Source organism: Vibrio palustris, from assembly GCF_024346995.1.
GTDB classification, from domain to species: Bacteria; Pseudomonadota; Gammaproteobacteria; order Enterobacterales; family Vibrionaceae; genus Vibrio; species Vibrio palustris.
Map to the genome: position 1 here is coordinate 617669 of NZ_AP024888.1, position 25650 is coordinate 643318.

Below are 25650 nucleotides of genomic sequence, written 5' to 3' on the forward strand. Positions count from 1 at the left end.
CATTTCCAAGACTGTGAGTTTGGGTAGTCGTTCGCATTGCGACTTATTCTCCCCAAACCTCTCCTAATACGCGAAGCCAGTTTTCTCCCATGATTTTACGAACTTGCGTTTCAGTAAATCCATGGCGTAATAATGCTTCAGTCAAGTTAGGGAAATCCCCCAACGTGCGGATCCCTTCAGGGTTAATGATTTCACCAAAATTGGTCAGACGGCGCGCATAGCCTTTGTCGTGCGTTAACCATTCAAAAAACGGTTGACCATGCCCTTGAGTGAAGTCGGTACCAATACCGATTTGATCTTCTCCCACGAGATTGTAGATATACGCAATGGCTTCGACGTAATCATCAACCGTTGAATGAATACCGTTTTTCAAGAACGGGGCAAACATAGTCACGCCAACAAAGCCGCCATGATCAGCAATGAATTTTAGATCTTCATCAGATTTATTACGTGGATGGTCTTTTAAACCACTAGGTAGGCAGTGTGAATAGCACACTGGCTTTTTAGAGGCGAGAATGACTTCTTTAGAAGTATGAGCACCAACATGGGATAAATCACACATCATGCCAACGTTGTTCATTTCAGCGACGATTTCATGACCAAAGCCCGACAAACCACCATCACGCTCGTAACAACCGGTCCCCACTAAGTTTTGTGTGTTATAGCACATCTGCACAACACCAACGCCCAAGTCTTTAAAGACTTGTACGTAACCAAGCTGGTCTTCAAACGCGTGGGCATTTTGAAAGCCCATCATGACGCCAGTTTTCCCTTCTTGCTTAGCACGGCGAATATCCTTGGTATTGCGTACCTTCAAAACAAGGTCACTGTTGGCATCGAGTAATTCGTTCATCTCAACAATGTTATTAACGGTATTTTGAAAGCCTTCCCAGACTGACACAGTGCAATTGGCTGCAGTAATACCGCCTTTGCGCATGTCTTCGAATAACTCACGTTCCCATTTTGCGATAACCAAACCATCAATTACTATCGCGTCATCATGCAAGTCCGTTGCGTTCATTTCATCACCTATTCAGTCATCCCTTGTTAGACTCCAGAATAGGTATTAAGGCTTTTTAAAAGTGTTCTGAAAACGGCATCCTAAATCCATTTTGCGTAACTAATCGCGACAATTAGACATAAAAAAACCGCCGTATTCAGAAACGGCGGCTTTTTGCGTTAATTCATTGATTATAGTGACACAGAACCATATGTCGGCTCGTGCTGCGCTTCAAACAGTACCTTAGAAGAGCGCAGTGGTGCCATATTATATTCCAACATATTGACAACGTTTGCTTCACCCATTGCGGCCGCAACTAACGGTACATTGGTCAACGCCGCCCCTTGTGTGCCTACTCGTTCAGCCTTCGGCGAAATACCGATATGAATGCGATAACACTTACTAAAATGAGGTGACGAGACAAACCCACATGCGGTGGCAATCTCAATGATAGACATCGACGTTTGACGAAGTAATTGTCTCGCACGATACAAACGCAATTTAAGATAATATTTGGAAGGCGAGCAATGCAGGTATTTCTGGAATAGACGCTCTAATTGACGACGCGATAAGCCAACATAAACGGCAAGTTCGTCTAACTCGATGGTTTCTTCGATATTCGCTTCCATCAGGGTAATCGCTTCAACCAATTTCGGCTGAGCGGTACCAATCATATGCTTAAGAGGAATACGCTGATAGTCATTCTCGCCACGAACACGATCGCAAATAAACATTTCAGAAATACTCGATCCAAGCTCACGACCATAGTCTTTTTGGATCATCGTAATCATCATATCGAGTGGAACAGATCCTCCACTACACGTCATACGATCACGATCAATAACAAATAAATGATTCAGGCAGCTGACACGCGGGTGACGCTCTTGAAGTGTAGCGAGACATTCCCAATGTACACTACATTGGTAACCATCCAATAAGCCTGCCTCTGCTAGTAAGTATGGCCCAGTACAAACGCCACCGAGTCGCACATGCTTACGTGCTAACGATTGTAACCACGAGACCTGCTTTGAAGTAAAGCTACGCGTGATATTAACGCCACCCACCACGATCAATGTATCTAACACGGGGGCGTCAACCATAGAGCAATCAGGTGTCACGTTGATACCATCACTGGCCGTGACCATCTGGCCATTCTCCGTAATCGTATACCAATCATATAGCTCTTTGCCTGTCAGTTGATTGGCCATACGTAGCGGATCAACGGCAGAAGCTAACGCTAACATCGTAAAGTTGTCGAGCAGCAAAAACCCAATACGATTGACGGGTTTGGTTACTGTTGTGTTGAGCTTATAGTTTGAGACAGACATAACACACTCCATTGCATATTTATTTGTTGGAGAGAAAATGTAACGACTCACTACCTTGATTATATTTTTGGTGGAATGAGCCTTGTTTTACTCTACCAACATAGCAACAACTGTGCCTCTTGACGCCTACTTTGTTAAATTTTTGTGTCGTAGCATAAATTTAATGGTGCAATCCCTTGCATTTGTGCGATCTCACTTAAAAAAATAGTTTTTCTATGTGAAATCTTAAGGTTACAAGCCTCCAAATTGAGTTATAATTTGGAGTTCACCTTGCACCAATACAGTAAGGCTGCACCATTCGAGTGATAAATGTTAAAAAATGCAACAAAAACATCTGGTTAAAAAATCAACACTCAATAGCATTAACAGCTAAGCCTCCCCGAGATGTCTCTTTATACTTATCTTGCATATCTCGTCCGGTATCACGCATCGTGCGAATGACTTTATCCAGCGAAATAAAATGTTGCCCATCACCACGCAATGCCATATTCGCAGCATTGATTGATTTTACGGCGGCAATCGCATTGCGCTCAATACACGGAACCTGAACTAAACCGCCAACCGGATCACAAGTCAGCCCTAAGTTATGCTCTAGCGCTATTTCGGCTGCATTTTCGACCTGCTCTGGCGTTCCACCTAATACTTCGGTTAATCCCGCAGCGGCCATAGCACTCGCCGAGCCAACTTCTCCTTGGCACCCAACTTCCGCGCCTGATATTGATGCATTTTTTTTGCATAATGCACCAACGGCACTGGCCGCCAAAAAGAAAGTGATAACATCTTCTTCTTTAGCGCGAGCATGAAAACGCATGTGGTAGGCCAGTACAGCAGGAATGATCCCCGCCGCGCCATTAGTTGGAGCGGTCACCATTCGCCCGCCAGCGGCATTTTCTTCATTGACCGCAAGCGCAAATAGATTGACCCAATCCATACCACTCAGCGAGGCATAAATAACGTCAGCTTGCGACGTCGCGGTGAGCGCCTTATGAAGGGCAGCAGCACGTCGCTTAACATTCAATCCGCCTGGCAATATACCGGTATTCTCGATCCCAGTCGTAATGCACTCTTGCATGGCGTTCCAGAGGGTGAAAATCGCCTCACGCACTTCGGCTTGTGGTCTTAGGGCAATTTCATTGGCCATGACTATTTCGCTGATGCGCGCATCATGTTGTTTACATAATGACAGTAACTGCTCGCCCGTCGAGTAGTCATAAGGTAGGCTGATGGTATCTTCTGGCCAATGATCGTCTTGTATTTCGTGTTCGTCCAATACAAATCCGCCCCCAATGGAGTAATACGTTTTGGCTTTAATTAGCTGTTGGTCAGCGTCAAAAACCGACAACGTCATCGCATTGGGATGGTAATCAAGTACACGGTCATCAAAAATCAATTGGGTATCCCAATCAAATGAGATCGGTTTTTTGTTACCAAAGATCAACGTGCTGGTTTCACATACCGCCTGAATCGTGGGATCAATCACATCAGGATTAATCACATCTGGCTGGTAACCCATCAACCCCATAATAACGGCATTGTGAGTATTGTGTCCTGCTCCCGTAGCACTAAGAGATCCAAACAATTCAATTTTCACACTCTCAACACTGTCAAACTCACCACTGGCTTCGAGTTCTCTAATAAACAAGCATGCCGCTTTCATGGGACCGACGGTATGAGAGCTTGAGGGACCGATGCCGATTTTAAACAAATCAAATACGCTAATGTTCATGGCACACTCCTAAGAAATTCCGTTTTCAAATGTAAAATGATTATTTATCAATAATAGATTAATTAGGTGCTCTGAAACGACATTTGTGCTTCTAATGTCGACGTAATCAGAACGGGAATAAAAAAGCTTGATATGACGGGAAAGAAAGAGAAATTTTGGGGAGAGAACCTCCCCAAATAAGGGCAATTAGTTACTAAATACTACGGTGCGCTTACCGCTTAAAAATACACGTTTTTCCACATGATAACGCACAGCGTTAAATAACGTAATACGCTCAATATCTTGTCCTTTAGAGATTAAATCTTCCGGATAATGAGCATGATCAACAGGTTGAATTCCTTGGGTTATAATCGGGCCTTCATCCAAATCATTATTCACGTAATGCGCCGTCGCCCCAACCATTTTAACGCCTTTCTCCCAAGCTTGATGATAAGGACGTGCGCCCTTAAAGCCAGGAAGTAATGAGTGATGAATATTAATCGCTTTGCCATCGAGTTGACGACACATATCCGGTGACAATACCTGCATATAACGGGCTAAGACAGTAAGATCAATATCATAGTCCTTCAACAAAGCTAAAATCTGTTGTTCTTGTGCGAGCTTCGTATCCGGCGTAATTGGCAAATGGTAGTATGGAATATTATGCCATTTCGCCAATGGCTCTAAATCTGGATGATTCGAGATGATAACCGGCACTTCAATATGTAACTGCCCAGTACGCACTCGGAACAGCAAATCGTTTAAGCAGTGATCGAATTTCGACACTAAAATAGCCACACGCTCTTTCTTCGAGGAGGGGGATAAATCCCACTTCATATCAAATAGCGTGGCGCGTTTCGCAAACTCAGCATTAAATTGCTCAACCGAAAACTCGCTATCGTTAGGCGTAAATTCAATTCTTAAGAAAAACTGACGTTGTACACGATCATCGAACGAATGAATTTCGTCAACGTAGTTGCCTGATTCTGCCATAAACCGGGTCACCACATCTACGGTGCCCAGTTGGCTAGGACAACTGCCCGTAAATACCCAAGTATCAGACTTCATTTTCGTCATAGGTCGCTCCATGCTATAAGCCGAGCAAAGGTGCTCGGCTTGATTTCCACTACTTTTCAATCGTTAGGCCAAATTCTTGGCCCGCATCCACCAGCCAACGCCAGATATAATCAGCAAAGCTACGTCGTACCACCAATTGCCATTGCGTCTCGCCAGTACGGCAAATCACCGCTGAGCTTTTCGCAAAAATGGTCGCGGCCACTTTCCCAACAGGAAAGACTTTTGGGTGCACATCTAATGGCATACTTTTCTTCAGAATATCAACGCTATGGTCGCCAGATAACTCAATAATAGTTTGCCCACCGCTTTGGTTAACTATCGAATAATGTCCTGTTAATTTCGCGCGTAACGCGATTTCAATGTCAAACATCATGTCATTGGAGGAAATGATTAACCACTCATCAGGGCTAAGCCACATAATACGTGTCACGTCATTAGCCACACTCGTCAGTGGTTTTGTCGGCAGTTCTAGCCCCAAAACTTGCGAAGCTTCACCAACAAAATTGGCATTATCGCTATTACCGCGCAAGATGAGGTGACCCATCAGGGCCACTTCTTTCATTACCACGCCAGTTTTGCTCGTGGTGGGTTGAATCGTGAAATGTTTTTGACTATCAAAAACCGGTGATTGCGCTGGCAATGTGCAATATTGATCCATTACCGCAACGTCGTTACTTGCTGCGACTTCAGCTTTTTCGGTAGAAAGTACATCAGACATTTTGGCGTTCTCCTTTTGGATCCAAGAATATAGGGCTACAAATTTCCGCTTCGATCACACGTCCATCCACTAATGGGTAGAACACTGTGTCGCCCATCTTATTGTGGCCATCAAGGACAAAGCCTAACGCAATACCGCGCTCTAGTGTGGCACTCCAATAACTAGAGCTTACATGCCCTAACATTTTCATTGGGACGGGTTGATTTGGATCCGCCACCGCTTGTGCACCTTCTGGTAGCACGTCTGTCGGATTAATTGTTTTCAGCCCCACCATTTGCTTACGGCCAGCTTTCGCATTAGCTTCTAATGCCATCCCACGCTTACCGATAAAACTAAATGGCTTCTTATTCGCCACACACCAATCCATACCTAAGTCGTACGGTGTGACAGAGCCATCAGTATCTTGGCCTGCAATAATAAACCCTTTTTCTGCACGCAGAATGTGCATGGTTTCAGTGCCATATGGGGTTAGGTCGTATTTTTCACCGTGCTCAAATAACTTATCCCATACATAACGTGCATAATTTGCTTGCACGTTAATTTCAAACGACAACTCGCCAGTGAACGAAATACGGAAAATACGCGCTGGTACGCCAGCGACTTTACCCTGCTTCCAATCCATGAATTTGAAGTTATCCGCGCTCACATCAATGTCTGTCAATTCTTCAATCAACTGACGGCTTTTCGGCCCGCCCACGGTCATGGTCGCCCACTGATCCGTTACGCTGTTAAAGTAGACTTCCATTTCTGGCCATTCCGTTTGATGGTATAGCTCTAACCACTCAAGCACATGCGCAGCGCCGCCTGTCGTGGTTGTCATTAGAAAGTGATTCTCGCCTAAACACGCGGTCACACCATCATCGAAGACCATGCCATCTTCACCACACATTAAGCCGTAGCGACATTTACCTATCGCTAATTTTGCCCATGCGTTTGAGTAAACACGACCAAGAAATTCACGTGCGTCTTTCCCTTGAATATCAATTTTACCCAACGTAGAGGCATCCAAAACACCAACGCCTTCACGTACAGCGAGACATTCACGGTTGAGCGCTTGTTGCATGCTTTCACCGCCTTTAGGAAAGTACCAAGGCCGTTTCCACTGACCTACTTCTTCAAACTTAGCACCTTGCTCAACATGCCATTCATGCATCGCGGTATAACGAATAGGATCGAACAACTCATTACAGTTGCGTCCTGCAATTGCACCAAAAGTCACTGGGGTATAGTTAGGACGGAAAATCGTCGTACCTGTTTGAGGGATCGTTTGCCCTAGTTTCTTCGCCGCGATCGCCATGCCGTTAATGTTACCCAGCTTACCTTGGTCAGTACCAAAACCTAATGCGGTATAACGTTTTACATGCTCGATTGACTCAAATCCTTCACGCGTCGCCAGTTCTATCGCTGACGCCGTCACATCATTTTGATAATCAACGAACTGTTTTGGCGCACGCGAGGTCGGCTTAGTGTGCGGAATATGGAACAACGCCATAGGTTGGCCGCTACGCGGGGTTTCTACTTTCGGACAGCTTAACGCGCTGGCCTTCAGATCCAAACGTTGTACTGCACTTTGTCCAACCTCCAAACCTTGCTCAAGTACCGACTGCAAGGTTTGTAATCCATTAATAGATCCAGCGGTTAATTGACGTTGCACTGTTTCGCCAGGCACAAAACCAATCGCTTGGTCATCCCATACCGGGCGACTTCCCGTATGACAAGATAAGTGCACCGCAGGACTCCATCCGCCAGAGCTCGCAATCGTGTCACAAGCGAGTGTCTGTTCTTTACCCGTCACCTTATCGCCAGCTTCGTTGATACTCGCAACAACAGCACCAGAGACACGTTTTGAGCCTGTGACATCAATCACGGCGCTGCCAGTCATCACTTTAATACCAAGCTCTTTGACCGCATCAATACGCGTACCACATACGGTTTGACGCGTATCCACCACAGCGACCACTTCTTTACCCGCATTCGCCCAATCGATGGCAGTTTGGTAAGCATCATCATTGGTCGTCATCACAACCAGTTTCTCACCCGGAACCACTGCATAGCGGTTGATATACGTAGATACCGCAGAGGCTTGCATGCAACCAGGAACATCGTTATTGCCGTATACCAAAGGACGCTCATGCGCACCTGTTGCCAATACAACCCAATCCGCTCGAACACGATGCATGCGTTGACGCGCTTTATCACGGCCAATTACATCGGCAACATGGTCGCCAATCCGCTCATGAATCGTTAAGAAGTTATGATCATGATAACCGTTAACGGTTGAACGGCTTAACAACGTGACATCGGGATACGTGGCTAATTCATCGACAACTTTTTCAACCCATAGGCTTGCTGGTTTGCCATCGATGAGTTCTGACGTACTTAATAAACTACCACCAAACTCATTTTGCTCATCGGCAACAATCACACGAGCACCGGCTTTAGCTGCGCACAGTGCGCTCATTAAGCCCGCAGGACCTGCACCAACCACTAATAGATCACAGTGTTGATTAATATGATCGTAAATATCAGGATCTTCTTCTTTAGACGCTCGGCCCAATCCCGCCGCTTTACGAATGTATTTTTCGTAAGTTGGCCACATTTTAGCAGGGCTCATAAACGTTTTATAATAAAAGCCAGGTGGCATTAGGCTTGCGCCGACTTTGCCCACCATGCCCATAAAATCCGTTTCAACGTTTGGCCAACCATTCGTTGATGAACATACAAGACCTTCATACAGTTCTTGTTGCGTCGCACGGACGTTAGGGATTTGTGTCGCTTCTGTTGCACCAACTTGCAAGATGGCATTGGGCTCTTCAGCGCCGGCGGCAATCACACCACGAGGGCGGCTGTATTTAAAGCTACGGCCAACAATGTCGATACCGTTAGCCAACAAAGCTGAGGCGACAGTATCTCCAGCGAACCCTTGAAAAGGTTTACCGTTAAAAGTGAAGTTGAGCACTTTAGCGCGCTTAACTCGACCACCAGACGCTAAGCGATTAGGTTGTTTCATGATTCCACTCCTTGGCTGTCATGCTCTAAGGCTTTTGGTTCTTCACCCATTTTATACACCTGTTCAATTTCATACGTCGCCGTGTTACGCACGATATTAAAATACTTACGGCATCCCGCCGCGTGGTGCCACATTTCGTGGTGGGTCCCTTTCGGGTTAGTACGGAAGTGAAGGAATTCCCCCCACTCTTTATCAGTGCAATTATCTGGGTCTAAAGGACGGGAAATACTGGCTTGTCCTTTGGCGTGAAACTCTTCTTCTTCACGCATTTCTTGGCAATATGGACAATAAATATGAAACATTCTGCTCTCCTTAGCTTAGTGCGCAACGCCCGCTGCACCATGTTCATCCACCAAAGCACCATCATGAAAACGGAACATTGAAAACGGCTTGGCCAGTTCGTGCATCTCGCCTTTCGCGAGTGATGCAGCAAACACATGCCCCGATCCAGGTGTGGCTTTAAAACCGCCCGTGCCCCAACCACAGTTGAAGAACAAGTTCTCAACAGGAGTTTTAGAAATAATTGGGCTGGCATCATTAGTGGTGTCAACAATACCGCCCCATTGACGGTTCATACGCACACGACTAAAGCTTGGGAACATTTCGACAATCGCTTGAATAGTATGCTCAATGGTTGGATAAGATCCGCGTTGACCGTAACCTGTGTAACCATCAATCCCTGCACCTATAACCAAATCGCCTTTGTCTGACTGACTCACGTAACCATGCACATGGTTAGACATCACGACCGTGTCAATAACAGGTTTGATTGGCTCAGATACCAAAGCTTGTAACGGGTGAGATTCAACCGGTAACTCAAAGCCTGCCATATTCGCCATCACACCAGAGTGTCCAGCGGTGACACAACCAACGCGATCCGCGCGAATCACCCCGTGGCGATTGGTTTTCACACCGACCACTGCGCCATCTTCCATCTCAAAACCAGTCACTTCGGTCTGTTGCAGTAAATCAACGCCCATCGCATCAGCACCACGTGCATAGCCCCATGCAACCGCATCGTGACGAGCAACCCCGGCACGTGGCTGCCATGACGCACCCATCACTGGGTAACGACGATTTTGAGAACAATCCATGGCCGGAACAATTTCTTTAACTTGCTGAGCGTCCAAGACTTCGCCGTCGATACCGTTCAAACGGTTGGCATTCACGCGACGTTCGATATCACGCATGTCTTGAAGCGTATGCCCAACGTTCATACAACCACGTTGTGAAAACATGACATTGTAGTTTAAATCTTGTGACAAGCCTTCCCATAGTTTAAGTGCGTGCTCAAATAGATGCGCCGCTTCGTCCCATAGGTAGTTCGAACGTACGATCGTTGTATTACGCGCGGTGTTACCGCCACCAAGGTATCCTTTTTCAATCACAGCAATATTAGTAATGCCATGTTCTTTTGCTAAGTAATACGCTGTTGCTAAGCCATGGCCGCCACCACCAACGATGATAACATCGTACTTTTTCTTTGGCTGAGGATTGCGCCATAGGCGCTGCCAATTTTCGTGGTAGCCTAAGCTGTGCTTCAACAGCCCAAATCCTGAATAACGCTCCATATAATCTCTCCCGAGTTTCCTTTCCAAGGCTTAGCGATACACAGGGAATTGTGCGCAAAGCGCCACGACCTGTGATTTCACTTCTAGAATGGTTTCTTCCAATTTTTGTTCATCATCTAATACATCTAAGATATCCGCGATCCAGCCGGCTAACTTAGTGCACTCTGCTTCTTTAAATCCTCGGGTAGTAATAACAGGGGATCCAATACGTAAACCAGATGTCACGAACGGTGATTGCGGGTCATTAGGGACCGCATTTTTGTTGACTGTCATGTTCGCTCTGCCCAAGGCAGCATCTGCGGCTTTACCAGTTAAACCTTGTTTGACCAAGCTCAATAAGAACAAGTGGTTATCTGTTCCGTTAGACACAATATCAAAGCCGCGTCCATGTAAGACTTCCGCCATGACTTTGGCATTTAATACCACTTGCTGTTGATAGGCTTTAAACTCTGGTTGGAGCGCTTCTTTAAACGCGATCGCTTTTGCTGCGATGACATGCATTAATGGACCGCCTTGCCCGCCAGGAAATACCGCTGAGTTGAGCTTTTTCTCAATCGCTGGATTCGCTTTAGCAAGGATCAATCCTCCGCGTGGACCGCGTAAGGTTTTATGTGTTGTCGTTGTGACCACATCTGCCCATGGTACAGGGTTAGGGTATTGCTCCGTCGCGACAAGACCAGCGACGTGTGCCATATCAACAAATAAATAGGCATCGATTTTATCGGCGATGTCTCGGAAACGTGACCAATCAATTTGACGAGAATATGCGGAAAAACCCGCAACAATGACTTTCGGGCGATGTTCGAGCGCCATTTGCTCTACTTGCTCAAAATCAATTTCACCCGTATCTGGCGTAATGCCATATTGAACGGCATTATAAATTTTTCCAGAGAAGCTAACTTTAGAACCGTGAGTCAGGTGACCTCCATGATCTAAGCTCATGCCAAGAATAGTATCACCAGGTTCACATAGCGCGGCGTAAACAGCGGCGTTGGCTTGAGATCCAGAATGAGGCTGCACGTTAGCATAATCGGCACCAAACAGTTCACATGCGCGATCGATAGCGGCTTGCTCAACCTGATCGACATACTCACACCCACCATAGTAACGCTTACCTGGGTAGCCTTCTGCATACTTATTGGTTAATACAGAGCCTTGCGCCTCCATAACTCGTGGGCTGGTGTAGTTTTCTGATGCGATTAACTCAATGTGCTCTTCTTGACGTTTTGCTTCAAGCTGCATTGCTGACCATATCGTATCATCGAATCCAGCAATCGAATCTTTTTTCGTAAACATCCTTCTCTCCATGCAGGCCTTCAAAATGAAGTGCTTTCTTCCTTGGTGTAGATTAGATGTTATAGACTGCTGCACATTCGAATATGCTTAGTAACGTCTAGCGAATGTCGATTTGCGACATCCCGAGCTCGATAAAAAGAAAACCTCGGCAAGCCGAGGTTTTTAGGACGATTTGGGTGGATGTCTAGACGTACAGATTAAAGAAACTGTTTTACCGTTGCGCGAATTTGCTGCACATCCGTAATATCACGACAATAATCGCTGTGCCCGTGACTTCCCATCGTTGCACCCTGCCCGTGATAGGTCATTAAACTGGGCTGGGCAACTTTACCGGATAAATGCACTTCTCGGGCGCCAGTAGCACGGGTAATTTGTGTCACGTTACCGGGGGTTACGCCGCTACCGGGCATAATCGATAAGCGCTGGTCTGCGAGTTGAATCCAATGTTTTAGATTATCTATTCCCGCCATCGCGGTAGCACGGCCGCCGGAACTCAATATCCGATGACAACCGAGATCAATCAGTGTTTCTAGTGCGCGTTCTGGGTGGCGCGTTAAATCAAACGCACGGTGAAAGGTGATGCCCATCGGACCCGCGCATTGTTCCCAACACTTGACGGCTTGCGTATTAATCGTTGCATCGCCGGTCAATGCGCCGATAACGATACCATCAAGACCCAGATCGCGAAAAAATTCAATCTCATCGGCCATCATCGCAATCTCATCATGATTAAAGAGGAAATCACCGCTGCGTGGACGAATCATGGCATAAACGGGAACCGTGGCGTACTCAAGCGCATACTTGACTAGCCCATAAGTCGGAGTAATTCCTCCTAAAGCTAAAGAGCTACACAATTCAATCCGGCCTGCGCCACCAGCCTGCGCGTGATTAAAGGACTCGATACTATCTACACACACTTCTACACACATGTTTGCCATGTTATTCCCTATTTATTGTGATGACATACCATTTCCCAATTACCGTCATCGCCGAATTCCATGAATCAAGTTAACTAGACAATCACCGCCACTGCATTTAACCGCCCCTAACGCTTTTCGATATACGCATAGCACTTAGCTAACGTCTCATTATCCCTGACATCAACACATTGGCATCTACAGCGGCGAGTGATAAATGTGTCGCAATCGTCTCGCACCATGCTGCTAAAGTGCGCGAATATGTAATAAATCGGCATTATAATTCAACCATGTGTCATGCAGACTAATACCTTTTTCTCGCGACACATCCTTCTCTCAGCGAGTCTGTTGTATGCGGCTCGGTGTTATGAGACAGTGTGTTTTTACATTCGCTGGCGCATTCTTACCATTGATAGAGACCACGAAACCATGACCCACAAGAAATTAACGTTACCAGAAAAAGTCTGTCCCGTCTGCCAGCGCCCTTTTGTTTGGCGTAAGAAGTGGCAGCGCAATTGGTCAGACGTGAAATATTGCTCGCAACGCTGTAAACGTGCCGCCAAGCACACGACCACTTCTACGCTGGAATCATAAACGCCATAGGACGGTATTTAGCCCCATGATAACTGTAGATGCGTCCATTCTTTAACTAACCAGTCGGAAACATTTTCAGGCTGAGGCAACCATGTCAATGTTGCCTGCCATGCACTGGCATCTGGGCTAAATACGTAACCAAGCACGCACCCAAGTACTAGCACAAGCGAAGCCAAAGGCTGACTCCAATCGGTTAATTTAAGCGCGGTACCAAATGAGCGTTTGATACGCATGCCCGATAAGTCGATACTGTAAATTTCATCAAGTATCAAGTGAATCATAGCGCCAAAAAATACAAAAGCACCAATCCCCCACGCCGTTTTGCTGCTCAGTTTAAATACATGATATGCCACAGGCACTGATAATGCGGCGAACATAATATTAGCCAGCAGGCTATGTAATGTGCCCCGGTGAATGGTTAATTGTTCGAATGCCCACTTAATCGGAAAACGCACAATCAGATAACTCACTATTGCCGCGACCAGCACTTGCCAATGGGGCAACTTATCTAACCAAAACGCAATGGTTAAGCCGGCCACTAATGCACTAATTAAGCGAAACACGAGTCGAATCGCGATCGATTCATCCGAATCGATATCTGGCATCATACCGCCAAGGGTGCCGGCTAATGCATAAAAAATCGCATCATTCATGGTGGCAAAGCCGGCGATGAAAGCACTTGCGGCTAGAGGGGCACTGAGGGCGGCAGCGACGGTGACGTGGGTTTTAAAATCGGCCATTTTTCTATTGCTCTTACTGCGGTAATCTAAAGGGAATTCAGTATTGACTGAGGGTTTGCGGTTAGCGACCACATACTACAAGAGATAAACTGACAAATGAAAGGCTTATCGCGCTTTCATGTTGAAAACGATTATGAATTAACCCAGTTCTTACAATAACCTGCCGATAATTTGTGCACCCATACCAAACCATGCGCAAGACCCGCAGCTCACAAGGTAGGTGTGGTCAATGATAGGCTTCTTATGGCGCTAACGCATCACTCAATATCTAAGCTCACTTAGTACCGAAGAGAGACCTGCCATCATTTCGAATACTTGATCAAATACCAGTTGTTAGTATTGGCTGTAGCGGGGTAAACATCACGATGGACACATCCAAATCTGAGCGCTTAACCACCACATTATCGCGCGGCAAAAATATAGGCACTTCTCTCCTGCTAAAGAGAAGTACCATCGACATGAATCGGGAGTATTAACTTAGTCCCGGTTGGTGATTAGATATCGCGTTATACGGTTGCCAAGGCGAATTAACCGACGTCGGTTGGCGCTGCAAATACCACAATTCGTGCTCATCATGTATCGACTCAACCGCTCGTAGCGTCGCATGGTTATTCATCACTACCACATCCCCCGCTTGCAAAGACAGCTCATGATAGACGCGTCGATCTCGACAAATTTCATGCAAACGCGTAACGACATCTTTACTCTCTGTGTAGTGATTCGATGAGTACAGTTCAGTATCATGACTGGGTAAATGATCGATAGCCACACCAGTGTTTGTCTCCATCCACCATCGTAATATATCTTTGCGTGTTTGCGGGCAAGACATGATCACTGGATAATGATATGTGCATTGTCTCGGCGATACTCCGTCTGAATACGCCAATACGGTCTCGCGGAGTGCTTCCCGTTCATCGCCATTGAGTATGAGTGTCGCTAGCTCACTATTGATGACCCTACTCACTGACGAAGAAGAGGTGTAGTGCAGCATGCTACCAGCGGTTTGATGACAATAAAACACCACCTCATCTGGGGTATAATCGTCATAATCGTACTTATCCTGATTGACGTTCATCGTGTCAAGCGGGTACACCAGTCCCCAGTGAACAGAGGTACCCTTTGCTGCCAATGACGGCCGAACAATTTGGGTATTCCCCTCAGGCCAAGACACCACACCGCCTCCTTGGCGATACCAAGACTCAAACTCCTGCGTTGACTCAAGCGCATGGAAGCCGCGCAGCGTAACATAACCAAATGTCTGTGCTAAATGAGTCAGATCACGGTGTTGTAATAGCTCAATGGGCATATCAGGATCTGGCGTTGACAGTACTAAACCAAACTGCTCTTGATGAACGGTTATGTTAAGTCGACGCAGACACGCTAGCGCTTCATTGGAGATCGCATGAAGTTTAAGTAAACACCAAGGCTGTCCCTGATAGGTTACCGTCACCACCGCGCTACGCTCATGACTATGATTAACACACGAATCCACCACAAACTCACCAAGATGAGCGTCAAACATTAGCGTACTGTGCCACGGTGTTTTAAAGCTTGGTTCATCGAATAAATACAGTGAATATTTCTCACCCACCATCGGATGCTCATGGATACTCAAGCGAATACAATCCGCAAAGTGGTGATGTAAAAAATTATCTAACGCTCTACCTTGAATCATCATTCCCTTTGCCATTTCTGCTAGGCGTTTACGCCGGTTTGAGTATGATAAAGCCGCGAGTGGATATTTCTGATCTTGGCTCATAAACTTCTTTAAACCAAGGTATGTGCTATGCATTTTTTTATGCTGTCGCTTGAGTTTTTCAAAATCCATTTCATATTGCGCATCGCCGTATTGACGCTTGAGTTCATCAAAATAATCCACATCAGCCACACCTGAAAACTCGGCAAAATCTCCAAAGTTCACAACTTTAAGAACATCACTACCGTTCATGATATCAATCATCTTTTTTAATCCATCAGAATAGTCATAATGATGCTTAAAATCGACATTAATATAATACGAAAACGTATGATAATCAGAAAAAATATAAAAGCAGACGCCATAAGGATAAATGCTTTGTATATCTCTAATAGTCTTAATAAATTTCTTTAAAACTTGATACTCTGCCATATCAGGCTGATGCCCTAAAACTTTATCCAAGTTATTTGTTTTACAAGGAAATGCTGGCAATAGTAGCTTTATTGGCTTTCGATTAATAACAAATTTGCTAATAGTACGTTTTAATTCAACTAATCCTTCATACTGAGCATTGGTTTTTGCCATTAATTGATTGAGAAGTATAAACGTAATTCTTTCTACGTAATCTTCGTTTGTTTTTTTAATCATGATGTTTCCTAATTATCATTCTATTTATATTTCTTAATCTCTGAATTATATATCACTCATACATCCATAAACTATTAATGAAATTATTAATTTCATTAATAGAGCAATGAGACTCAATATACGCATCGGGACGTACAAGTATCGCTTGATCATGATAATAGCCTTGATCTGAACAATATTTATAGCTATCTTTTTTGCTCACTTGAATACATTGAATATAACTAGGAAGTTCAATTTGAATATCGTTATCTGAAAAAATCAATAACGTATAATGATTATAATTAAGTAAATGATAAAGTCGTGTTAGGCTACCTTGATTATGTAATTCGAAATCAAAAATACGCGTCCCATCTAAACCAGATTCACTATAACGAATCCCCATTCCCGTAATGTTACCTGCGCGTTTTTCCACAATACTGACGTAATCTTGGGCATGGGTGCCATGTTTTGAATATTTGGTTGAACGTACTAACTCTCCTGAGCTCTCAATCACACTCGCCGCAATAGGCTGTCTTTCATTCTGGTAACTCTGCAATAGCGATGCAGGCGCTGCCTGTTGTAATTGCATACTTAGCTTCCAGATCAGATTAAACGCATCGGCTAATCCGGTATTTAGCCCCTGTCCACCATTAACGGAATGAATGTGCGCCGCATCTCCAGCTAAAAACACGCGATCCTCTAGCGAAAATTTTTCAGCGATTGATTCTTTGACTGTAAACTGGGAATACCAAATGATGTCTTTAAATGTCAGTGAGTGTGGGGTTACCGCTCTCCGTATCTTGGTGATTACCTCTGCTTGCGTAAATTCATCCGTATCCATTCTAATATAAAAACGATCCAAATCACCTTCGCGTGGAATCCAAGCCACATCTGACGTATCAGTCTGAAATACGATAATCTCTGGAACTTTAGGAAAATCAGTTTCTAGTACCCCATCAATCACAGCCCAAGTGATTTTGGGCCGGATAATATCGAATGGAATATCAAAATGGCGGCGTACAAATGAGTGAGAGCCATCCGCACCAATCACAAAACGTGACTGAACTTGCTCACCTGAATCTAAGGTCGTTATACATCCTTGTTCATTTAAGGTGATATCTTGAACCGATGTTAATCGCCGTACAGCGTGATCGTATTGTGTTAGTTTCTTATCCAAAAGCTGTTCAATATAAGATTGCCCAAGCATCAGAAAGTGTCGATGATAACACCCCTCTAACGCCTCCCACCAAGAGGATTGACGCGAAACAAACTCACCATTAGCCCAGATAGAACTGGTATTACAGGTTTTACCTAATGGATAGAGATCATCAAATAAATCTACTAATTCAAGAAGTTGTAGTGTTCGAGCATTCAATGCATCCGCTCGTCCAACCATTAATGGCCCAGCGGATTTATCAATAATTACGGTATTTAAACCACTGCGCGCCGCTAAATAACCACACATTAACCCAACAGGGCCTGCGCCAATAATAGTAATGTCTGTATACATGGTATTCATTGATAAGACTCCAAGTTTGGATTGTCAAAAGGAGGGTTACTCAGTATTTGTACACGCCGGATATAGCGGGCGGAATGAGAGTGAAATGACTCACGCCCATGTAGCAGCGAAAAGTTATCGTTAATCACGATATCTCCGTTTTGCCATTCATGAGCATAGAAATTATTGGTGTGGTAAAGCGCAGCACGTAGACTTTCATGCAATTGCATGACTTCATGTTGTTCTATACCGGTGAACTGCATATGCGGGGGATTAATTAATTCCCCTTTTTCCTCAAAATGCGGTTCGTTATAACGAATGACAGGATAGCCTTTATAAGGATGCTCACTAATGATCGGGGCAATGGTGCGACTATTATAGAACGCCATCTTGCGCTCATACACGCCGGTCGCTCTTCGCCATAATGCTAAATCTTCTGCCGATGCTTGTTCCAATATGCGCTGCGTATTAGAAAATGTGGTTCGGCCACCTTGCCCTGGGTTAGGTGCCTTGACACATTGAAATATCTGACACTCAGGCACTTGAGGACGATACATCCCATCCCAATGTAGTGGCATATAGCTGTTATCGAAAATATGATCATTAGGCTCATCATGTTGGATAAGCTCTAATACTTTACCAAAAGGCCAAACACTCACTTCCCCCCACTGTTCACTATAAGCAATTAAATCTTCGTTAGTTGCTAATGTATCAAAACCTCTTAGTACAACTAATCCCTCACAATGAAATAAATGCTTTAACTCTTCCATCGGAATAACATTTAAATTCGTATCATTAACTGGTTCTAATTGAATACCAAATGGCTTTAATCTGGTTATTTTATAACTTTGCATATACCTACCTAATAATATAAAGGAAGCAACACATTATTTACAAATTAATAGAAATTCAAACACAAAACTTATTAAAGGAATGGCATTATCAATATAAAACATTGATAATAAAAAATATTACTAACTATGCTACCTTGTTAAAAGCCTTTTCATGAATAATAAAATAGATATCACAATATTTTATAAGTCATAAAAAATAAACTTACTAAATTAATTAACAGTAAAAATCACAAAAATTAGCAGTGAATTTTTTATTTTATATAAATAGTCATTAAGCCTAACGAGAAAACTAGTTAAGTGTTATTCACTCATGAAAAAACTCAACGCATAAAAAAACGAATCAATAGATTCGTTTTTTATCAGTTGAGTTTAACTAGTTTACTAAATTATTCATCTGAATCCGCATGAGAGGCGGCATTAAAGCTGGTCATATTTTCAAAAGCCTCCATCCAAAAATAAGAACTAATAAAACTAAATTGGCGTGATGCCCCATTATCGGCTATTTGCTGCAACTGCCAGACAATACCTGGCGCTTCTGGGAATTGGTCGCCTTGGATTTGATCTTCATATAACCGATTGATTAACGCAAGCTCGCCTTGGCCATGAGCCAATAGTCGCACCATCGAAGACTCAGGCGATGTATCGAAAATCGTCATATCTTCTTCGTTTTCGCCCGTGACTGTCAGCGTCATTTCCACGCCTGTTGGCTCGGCAAAGGTACCATTGAATGCTTCTCTTAATAACGCATACGCGCTAAAGAATCGCTCATGATACAAACAGTTGGCATATTCTTCCCAATAACGGTCTTCGAGCATGTCATGGCTGACTTGATCAATTTTTCCTTGCGGTAATTCTGGAAACAAATGGGTTAATACCACCGCCGCTGCGCCTTCTGGACCTTGGTCATTCAGCGACATCATGCACATTTCTCTAAGCTCAGTCGCATCCATCGCGTCTAAGTCTTCATCAAAACTCATAATATGCATTAGCGCGCGATAATCATCATTAGACCACGCGTTGTTGATTTGGTTAATTTTCTGGAAGGAATCGATTTGAACTGTAAATTGTGGCTGCATTGTGCACTCCTACTTGACGTTCATCTTGCAGAGAATTGAGCTGCTCGTGTTGATTACAAGTCAGCATGGATCTTGATAAAAGCAAGATCGAACCACCAATGTACCTTGTGTGGACGTAATATGCTAATCCTGCATATAATTATGGGTAAAACTTCACCAGCGCCGCAGTAGTTCGTTTATGTCTTTACCGCCAAAGACTGAGTGATGATTAATAACCATCAGCACCGTTGATGGGTTGACTCTGATGCTATGAGGAGAGAGGAACCTGCTTTATCACTTGCGCTGGGTTGCCGCCAATCACCACATTATGGCCAAAACTTCGTGTCACTACGGCGCCAGATGCCACCACAACATTATTACCTAACGTCACACCAGGGTTAATCACCGCATGGCCACCGATCCAACAGTTATCACCAATAGTGATTGGCTGCGCGAATTCTCGTCCCTGCTTTCTGGCGATTGGCTCGACCGGATGGGTGGCGGTATAAATGCCCACTTGTGGGCCAATAAGACAATCATCACCAATGGTTACCAAGGCGACATCTAATATGACGCAACCAAAGTTCGCATAAAAGTTATCACCAACATGGATATGACGACCATAATCACAATGAAACGGAGATTCAACGTGTAGCGTACTTCCCGTCGCGCCAAATAAACTTGTTATAAGATCTTGGCGTTGTTCAGAAAACTGAATAGAAGTCAGGTTCAGTTTTTCGGTCATTAGTCGCGCTTGTAAACGTAGCGCCACTAACTCCTCATCACTCGCATCATAAAGCTCTCCGGCGAGCATTTTTTCTCTTTCTGACACATAAGCCTCCTTGCTGACGCTATTGTCACTCACCTTATTCACTAACTTACGCTGTTGTTGACTTTTTGTGGTGCGAGGATCTCAGCACTTAAGCGCTGGAATAATTCAATAGCGCCCGACTTCGACGTTAACTCGCCCACCGCGTATTGATACGCTAAATCCAAGTCAGCCTTATGATTGGGATAATACACTTTTGCCACAGCAGCGCATTGGGCTAAGTTGATATACCAACTGCCATCTTGCTCGGCAACATAGTAATACGCCGACCTGAGTAATTTTTTACCAATAATTTTAGCAACATTTATATCACTCATAATGGCAAATTCTGGCTGCATCTTTAGTAAATAATTGCATAAATCTCCATTAATAGCTTGGGCTATGGCAAGACTTGGTTTGTGACGAGGAAAATGAACGGAATGATCCTTACCCCAAATACAACAGCAGCAATGCTTTAACCAAAAGTGCCAATGGTAAACTTCTCGCGGCTTAAGCACATCATAGAGATACCCTGGGTCAATATCGAGCTTACTAATTTCTGAATAAGTTTGGGGAATGCTAGCCGATATTTCATTAAACACCTGCTGGTGGTGAGCAGTGAGAGGAGTATTGAGTAGGATAGAAAGATCTAAGTCAGAACAACCAATAACCGCCTCTCCTCTTGCCACACTGCCATACAAATAGATGCTATCCACTTGCTTAGGCAAACGCTGAACGAGCTGTGAAACAACCTGATCGACCACCATTTTAAATTCACGTTGGATAGAATTTACAGAACAAACATTATCGATAAAACCGTGTTTATCTAGACCTCGGCGACACTGATGCATGCTGAATCCTTTCAGAAAAGTCTTATCGTAACACTCACAACGACTTGTGGCATCGACAATTATGCGTAAAGTCAGGCGTACATTTGCACAGCAATGCGGTGAGGCAATTTTAGCACTCCGCTTGAAAATACGCACACAGTTACTAGGCTAAATAACAAGTTACGCGCTTTGGTTAGATATCAAATACCAGAATGAGAGTGGTTACTCGTAGTAACATAAGTAAGCTAAGCGACACACTAACACTGCCTATGTGCCATTTTAAATTCTTAGATTTTGGCCGCCCCTACTGATGATATATAGATAACTCCGACTTAATCGCGTAACTAGTGAACATGGTTGTTCATCATTTTTATCGCAAGGAGTCTCTATGACTAACATTAACCGCCGTCGTTTTCTAAAAGGCGGCAGCGCGACATTAATCACATCCTTTGCCCTTCCTAGCCTCGCCGCCTCAAATACCACTGCAGATACTGCTGAAGATGTCGGACGCGGCGGCAAGTATCAATTACAATTTTTCTCTGACTCTGACTTTGAAATCGTGGAAGCCATCATTGATCAGTTGATTCCAGGAGACGAGCTCTCACCAGCAGCGAGTGAGTTAGGCGTCGCCGAATTCATCGACAGTGAGCTTGCCGGCCCTTATGGCCAAGCCACTCACTGGTATATGCAGGGTCCTTTTGAACCCGGTCTTCCCACGCAGGGTTATCAAACGCGGCGTACACCGGGACAATTGATCAAAGATGGGATTCACGCCGTGGAAAGCGTCGTTCAAGCAGATTATCAAACGCGCTCATTTACCGCGTTACCATCAGAGCAACAGGTAGAATTATTGGAACGCATTGAACAAGGAGAACGTGAGCTCCCTGGCTTGGATGGAACATTGTTTTTTAAACACTTACTCGCTCTCACCAAACAAGGCTTTTTCTCCGATCCAATGCATGGCGGTAATAAACACATGGCCGCATGGAAAATGATTGGTTTTCCTGGGGCGCGATCGAGTTTTTATGAATGGAAGGATAACACCGACAAGCCCTACTCTATCGCACCCGTAGCGATTAAAGGAGTGAAATCATGAGTATAAAAAAACCAGCAGTGGATGTTGTCTGCGTGGGCTTTGGCATGACCAATGCGATCGCCGCACAAGAGTTAACAGAGGATAACTTGCATGTCGTCGCACTGGAACGCGGTAATTGGCGTAATACGAGTCCCGATTTCGCCTATCCTAAAAATACCGATGAGCTGAAATGGGATACCCGCCATAAATTACAGATGGATCTCTCCAAATCAACGATAACCTTTCGTAATCGCCCACATCAAAAAGCGCTTCCAATGCGCCACCTCGGCTCATTTTTACCTGGTAGCGGTGCCGGTGGTTCAATGGTGCACTGGAGCGGCCAAAATTGGCGTGCCTCGCCCAATGATCTTCGTTATCGCTCGTGGTTAGAAGAGAATTATGGCGCAGACTTTATCCCCGATGAGATGACGATCCAAGACTGGGGGGTCAGCTACGAAGAATTAGAGCCTTACTACGCAAAGTTTGAATTAATGTGTGGTATTTCAGGTAAAGCGGGTAACCTCAATGGTGAAATACAAGCCGGCGGTAACCCGTTTGAAGGGCCACGTTCTGGTGAGTACCCGTTACCGCCCTTAACTCAGCCGCATAGTTGCGAGGTATTTAACGACGCTGCTAAATCGCTTGGATTACATCCATTCCCAGGTCCGGCGGCACAAACATCTAAGCCCTATCGCAATATTTATGGTGTAGAGATGCAAGCTTGCACCTACTGCGGCTTTTGTAGCCATTATGGCTGTTACAACAATTCAAAAGCCTCACCACAAGCATGTATTCATCCGGCATTAATGCCTAAACCGAACTTCGAATTACGCTGTAATGCCCACGTGACACGTGTGCTATTAAGTGAAGATGGCAAACGCGCCACCGGCGTCGAATACATGGATGCCGATGGACAATTGATTGAGCAACCCGCTGATATCGTCATCATCGGCGCGTTCGCACTCTTTAATGTGCACCTGTTGCTCAAATCGGGGATTGGTGAACCTTACAACTATGAAAAACAAACAGGCGTTGTCGGGCGAAATTATGCCTATCAAGCACTGACTAACGCAACGGTCTTTTTCAAAGATAAAACCTTCAATCGCTTTGTTGGCGCAGGCGGCTTAGGCAGTTGTGTTGATGACTATCAGACCACTCAGTTAGAGCACGACAAACTCGGCTTTATCGGCGGAACATATTTAGCAACATGGCAAGGCGGCGCAGCGCCGATTGCCGCAACCCCCGTACCTGACAAAGTCAAAAACTGGGGCAGTGGTTGGAAACAAGCCGTGACTCAATACTATGACTCTCACCTTTCGATTAACTCTAGTGGTTCGGTCATGTCTTATCGCAGCGCGTTTCTCGATTTAGATCCCACTTACAAAGATGAGTTTGGTGAACCATTGTTGCGTATGACCTTTGATTTTTATGAGAATGAGCAAAAGATGTCGCGCTACGCGATGCAACAAGTTAAACAGATCGCGCAAGCTATGTCGCCGGAACATATCGATGTACATCAGCTCAATGTGCCTTATGACATCGTCCCTTATCAATCGACCCACAATACGGGCGGCGCGATTATGGGCAGTGATCCGCGTACCAGTGTCGTCAATAAATATCTACAGGTTTGGGACGTACCCAATGTGTTTGTCCCCGGCGCCAGTGCATTTCCACAAAACTTTGCTTATAACCCGACTGGCACGGTTGGCGCACTGACCTATTTTATGGTGGATGCCATTCGTCATAAATATCTAAAAGCGCCTGGTCCTTTGGTCTCAACGGAGGAGATTGCATGAATCATTCATCATCAATGCGACTGTTGCCGCTCATCTACCTATTAGCCAGTAGCGGAGTGTATGCCCAGCAAGACACCCACTTCCCGTATAAAAAACAACAGCCGATTGCCGCTCACGTGCAATCAGCTGCCTTAGCAGATAAAGCGCGCAGCGCGGCAATCAAGCGTGGGGCAGCAGTCGCGCGAGCGGCAGATTGTAGTGCTTGCCACACCGCCACAGCGCAACATCCCTATGCGGGAGGGTATCAATTTGATACTGGCGTCGGGGTACTGTATTCATCCAACATTACCTCTGATCCCGACCATGGTATTGGAGATTGGACTTATGCTGACTTTGCTAAAGCCATTCATAAAGGCGAGAGTAAAGACGGCCATAATCTGTACCCTGCGATGCCGTTTGCCGCTTATCAAGGGATGACCGAACAAGATACCAAAGATTTATGGGCTTATATTCATGCCCTTAAACCAGATAGCTACCAGCCACCAGACAATGATATGTCTTGGCCGTTTAGCATGCGTTGGGGCATCTCTTTATGGAAATGGACCTTTGTGGATGATGAAAGGTTCACTCCAGATCAGCAACATTCAGATCAGTGGAACCGAGGCGACTACTTGGTCAATGTACTCGGGCATTGTGGCTCTTGTCATACAGAGCGTAATATCGCTATGGCGAAAGACCATGATAAGGCCCTGCAAGGCGCTGTTACGCAAGGCTGGTATGCCCCATCACTGTTATCGGGCACAGACCAGCCTCTCGATAAATGGGATATCAATGAATTAACCCGTTTCCTAGGTACTGGTGTCACGCAAAACCACTTTGCCGCAGGACCAATGCGAGAAGCAGTAGAACACAGTTTGCAGTATTTATCGGTTCAAGATCGCCAAGCGATCGCGCTTTACTTAAAAACATTGAGAAAAGATACCGATGGCGATACGGTTGCGATGGCGAAAGAGCCCGAACTGCCGACCATCACAAAACCTGCGGCGACGTCCTCGTTGACTCTAGACAATATGCATGCACGCACAGCCAGTTTTACTATAAGCGATCCTGTGCTCGATAATGCAATGACACAAACGGACCACCCCGGAGCCGCATTATACCGAGATAACTGCTCGGCTTGCCACTTACAAGGACAAGGAATGCCAGGCATGGTGCCGAATCTTGCCCACAGCACCGCGGTCACCGCAAAACAGCCCAATAATCTACTGCAGGTCATTTTGCATGGTGCGCGTAATGCTCAAACAGAGCAGCATCCAACCGTGCAAGTGATGCCCGCATTTAATGAGCGATTAAGTGACCAACAGATTGCTCAACTGGTTAACTATTTACATCAGCAGCTCCGCCATGATGACTCTGATACGGATACTGTCACCGCAGAGCAAGTCGCAGAGTATCGCTAACTCAATACTCACACTAACCGCCACACTCACCGATATCATCAATCATTGGTGAGTG

At 45.1% G+C, this 25650-nt stretch carries 21 protein-coding genes; 4 read left to right on the forward strand and 17 right to left on the reverse strand.

Translation table 11 applies throughout. From position 1 onward, the window contains the following. Positions 1–43: 43 nt before the first annotated feature. The 10 genes from OCU30_RS15140 to OCU30_RS15185 form a co-directional block, all read right to left on the reverse strand. The gene (locus tag OCU30_RS15140; protein ID WP_077314227.1) at positions 44–1021 is read right to left on the reverse strand and encodes a dipeptidase; all 978 of its coding nucleotides are present in this window, start codon (positions 1019–1021) and stop codon (positions 44–46) included. 170 nt (positions 1022–1191) lie between these two features. Beyond that, positions 1192–2328, reverse strand: coding sequence for a choline metabolism transcriptional regulator GbdR (gbdR, locus tag OCU30_RS15145; RefSeq protein WP_077314226.1), 1137 nt, complete (start codon positions 2326–2328; stop codon positions 1192–1194). 346 nt (positions 2329–2674) lie between these two features. After that, entirely contained in the window at positions 2675–4054 is a 1380-nt protein-coding gene (locus OCU30_RS15150; protein WP_077314225.1) for an L-serine ammonia-lyase, read from the reverse strand. Between the two features lie 186 nt (positions 4055–4240). Then, positions 4241–5110, reverse strand: a complete 870-nt coding sequence (gene purU, locus OCU30_RS15155; RefSeq protein WP_077314224.1) for a formyltetrahydrofolate deformylase — start codon at positions 5108–5110, stop codon at positions 4241–4243. A gap of 49 nt (positions 5111–5159) precedes the next feature. Further along, the gene (locus OCU30_RS15160) at positions 5160–5828 is read right to left on the reverse strand and encodes a sarcosine oxidase subunit gamma (protein ID WP_077314223.1); all 669 of its coding nucleotides are present in this window, start codon (positions 5826–5828) and stop codon (positions 5160–5162) included. Continuing rightward, positions 5821–8838 (reverse strand): sarcosine oxidase subunit alpha, encoded by a 3018-nt coding sequence (locus OCU30_RS15165; protein ID WP_077314222.1) that lies wholly within the window; start codon positions 8836–8838, stop codon positions 5821–5823. Before OCU30_RS15165 ends, OCU30_RS15160 begins: the two co-directional genes overlap by 8 nt. Then, positions 8835–9140, reverse strand: a complete 306-nt coding sequence (locus OCU30_RS15170) for a sarcosine oxidase subunit delta (protein WP_077314221.1) — start codon at positions 9138–9140, stop codon at positions 8835–8837. Before OCU30_RS15170 ends, OCU30_RS15165 begins: the two co-directional genes overlap by 4 nt. A 15-nt stretch (positions 9141–9155) precedes the next feature. Continuing rightward, entirely contained in the window at positions 9156–10409 is a 1254-nt protein-coding gene (locus OCU30_RS15175) for a sarcosine oxidase subunit beta family protein (protein WP_077314220.1), read from the reverse strand. Between the two features lie 30 nt (positions 10410–10439). Beyond that, positions 10440–11705 (reverse strand): serine hydroxymethyltransferase, encoded by a 1266-nt coding sequence (glyA, locus tag OCU30_RS15180; protein ID WP_077314219.1) that lies wholly within the window; start codon positions 11703–11705, stop codon positions 10440–10442. Positions 11706–11902: 197 nt separating this feature from the next. Further along, on the reverse strand, positions 11903–12643 hold the full coding sequence (locus OCU30_RS15185; protein WP_077314218.1) for a copper homeostasis protein CutC: 741 nt from the start codon (positions 12641–12643) through the stop codon (positions 11903–11905). A 408-nt stretch (positions 12644–13051) separates the two neighbouring features. On the opposite strand from OCU30_RS15185, the gene OCU30_RS15190 reads away from it, so the two are divergent. Next, a complete protein-coding gene (locus OCU30_RS15190; protein ID WP_077314217.1) occupies positions 13052–13216 on the forward strand; it encodes a DUF2256 domain-containing protein in 165 nt (54 codons plus the stop codon). A 17-nt stretch (positions 13217–13233) separates the two neighbouring features. On the opposite strand, the gene OCU30_RS15195 is transcribed toward OCU30_RS15190, so the two are convergent. The 7 genes from OCU30_RS15195 to OCU30_RS15225 all read right to left on the reverse strand — a co-directional run bounded on the left by OCU30_RS15195 (position 13234) and on the right by OCU30_RS15225 (position 21345). Then, positions 13234–13956, reverse strand: coding sequence for a metal-dependent hydrolase (locus OCU30_RS15195; RefSeq protein WP_077314216.1), 723 nt, complete (start codon positions 13954–13956; stop codon positions 13234–13236). A gap of 472 nt (positions 13957–14428) precedes the next feature. Continuing rightward, the gene (locus tag OCU30_RS15200; protein ID WP_077314215.1) at positions 14429–16300 is read right to left on the reverse strand and encodes an L-tyrosine/L-tryptophan isonitrile synthase family protein; all 1872 of its coding nucleotides are present in this window, start codon (positions 16298–16300) and stop codon (positions 14429–14431) included. A 52-nt stretch (positions 16301–16352) separates the two neighbouring features. Beyond that, complete coding sequence (locus OCU30_RS15205; RefSeq protein ID WP_077314214.1) at positions 16353–17798, reverse strand: FAD-binding protein; 1446 nt, start codon at positions 17796–17798, stop codon at positions 16353–16355. Further along, positions 17795–18631, reverse strand: a complete 837-nt coding sequence (locus OCU30_RS15210) for a TauD/TfdA dioxygenase family protein (protein ID WP_077314213.1) — start codon at positions 18629–18631, stop codon at positions 17795–17797. The genes OCU30_RS15205 and OCU30_RS15210 overlap by 4 nt, the downstream gene beginning before the upstream one ends. A 386-nt stretch (positions 18632–19017) precedes the next feature. After that, the gene (locus OCU30_RS15215; protein ID WP_077314212.1) at positions 19018–19707 is read right to left on the reverse strand and encodes a hypothetical protein; all 690 of its coding nucleotides are present in this window, start codon (positions 19705–19707) and stop codon (positions 19018–19020) included. A 247-nt stretch (positions 19708–19954) separates the two neighbouring features. Continuing rightward, the gene (locus tag OCU30_RS15220) at positions 19955–20518 is read right to left on the reverse strand and encodes a sugar O-acetyltransferase (RefSeq protein WP_077314211.1); all 564 of its coding nucleotides are present in this window, start codon (positions 20516–20518) and stop codon (positions 19955–19957) included. Positions 20519–20559: 41 nt separating this feature from the next. Further along, the gene (locus OCU30_RS15225; protein ID WP_077314210.1) at positions 20560–21345 is read right to left on the reverse strand and encodes a nucleotidyltransferase domain-containing protein; all 786 of its coding nucleotides are present in this window, start codon (positions 21343–21345) and stop codon (positions 20560–20562) included. 367 nt (positions 21346–21712) lie between these two features. Here OCU30_RS15225 and OCU30_RS15230 point away from each other — a divergent pair, with 367 nt between their 5' ends. From OCU30_RS15230 to OCU30_RS15240, 3 genes are read left to right on the forward strand one after another with little or no spacing between them, the layout of a single operon-like run. Next, positions 21713–22420 carry a gluconate 2-dehydrogenase subunit 3 family protein gene (locus OCU30_RS15230; protein ID WP_077314209.1) on the forward strand — a complete coding sequence of 236 codons (708 nt, stop codon included), beginning with the start codon at positions 21713–21715 and terminating at the stop codon, positions 22418–22420. Then, positions 22417–24195: a GMC family oxidoreductase gene (locus OCU30_RS15235; RefSeq protein ID WP_205408795.1), complete on the forward strand. Its 1779-nt coding sequence runs from the start codon at positions 22417–22419 to the stop codon at positions 24193–24195. Before OCU30_RS15230 ends, OCU30_RS15235 begins: the two co-directional genes overlap by 4 nt. Further along, positions 24192–25595, forward strand: coding sequence for a cytochrome c (locus tag OCU30_RS15240; protein WP_077314207.1), 1404 nt, complete (start codon positions 24192–24194; stop codon positions 25593–25595). The genes OCU30_RS15235 and OCU30_RS15240 overlap by 4 nt, the downstream gene beginning before the upstream one ends. Positions 25596–25650: the final 55 nt, after the last annotated feature.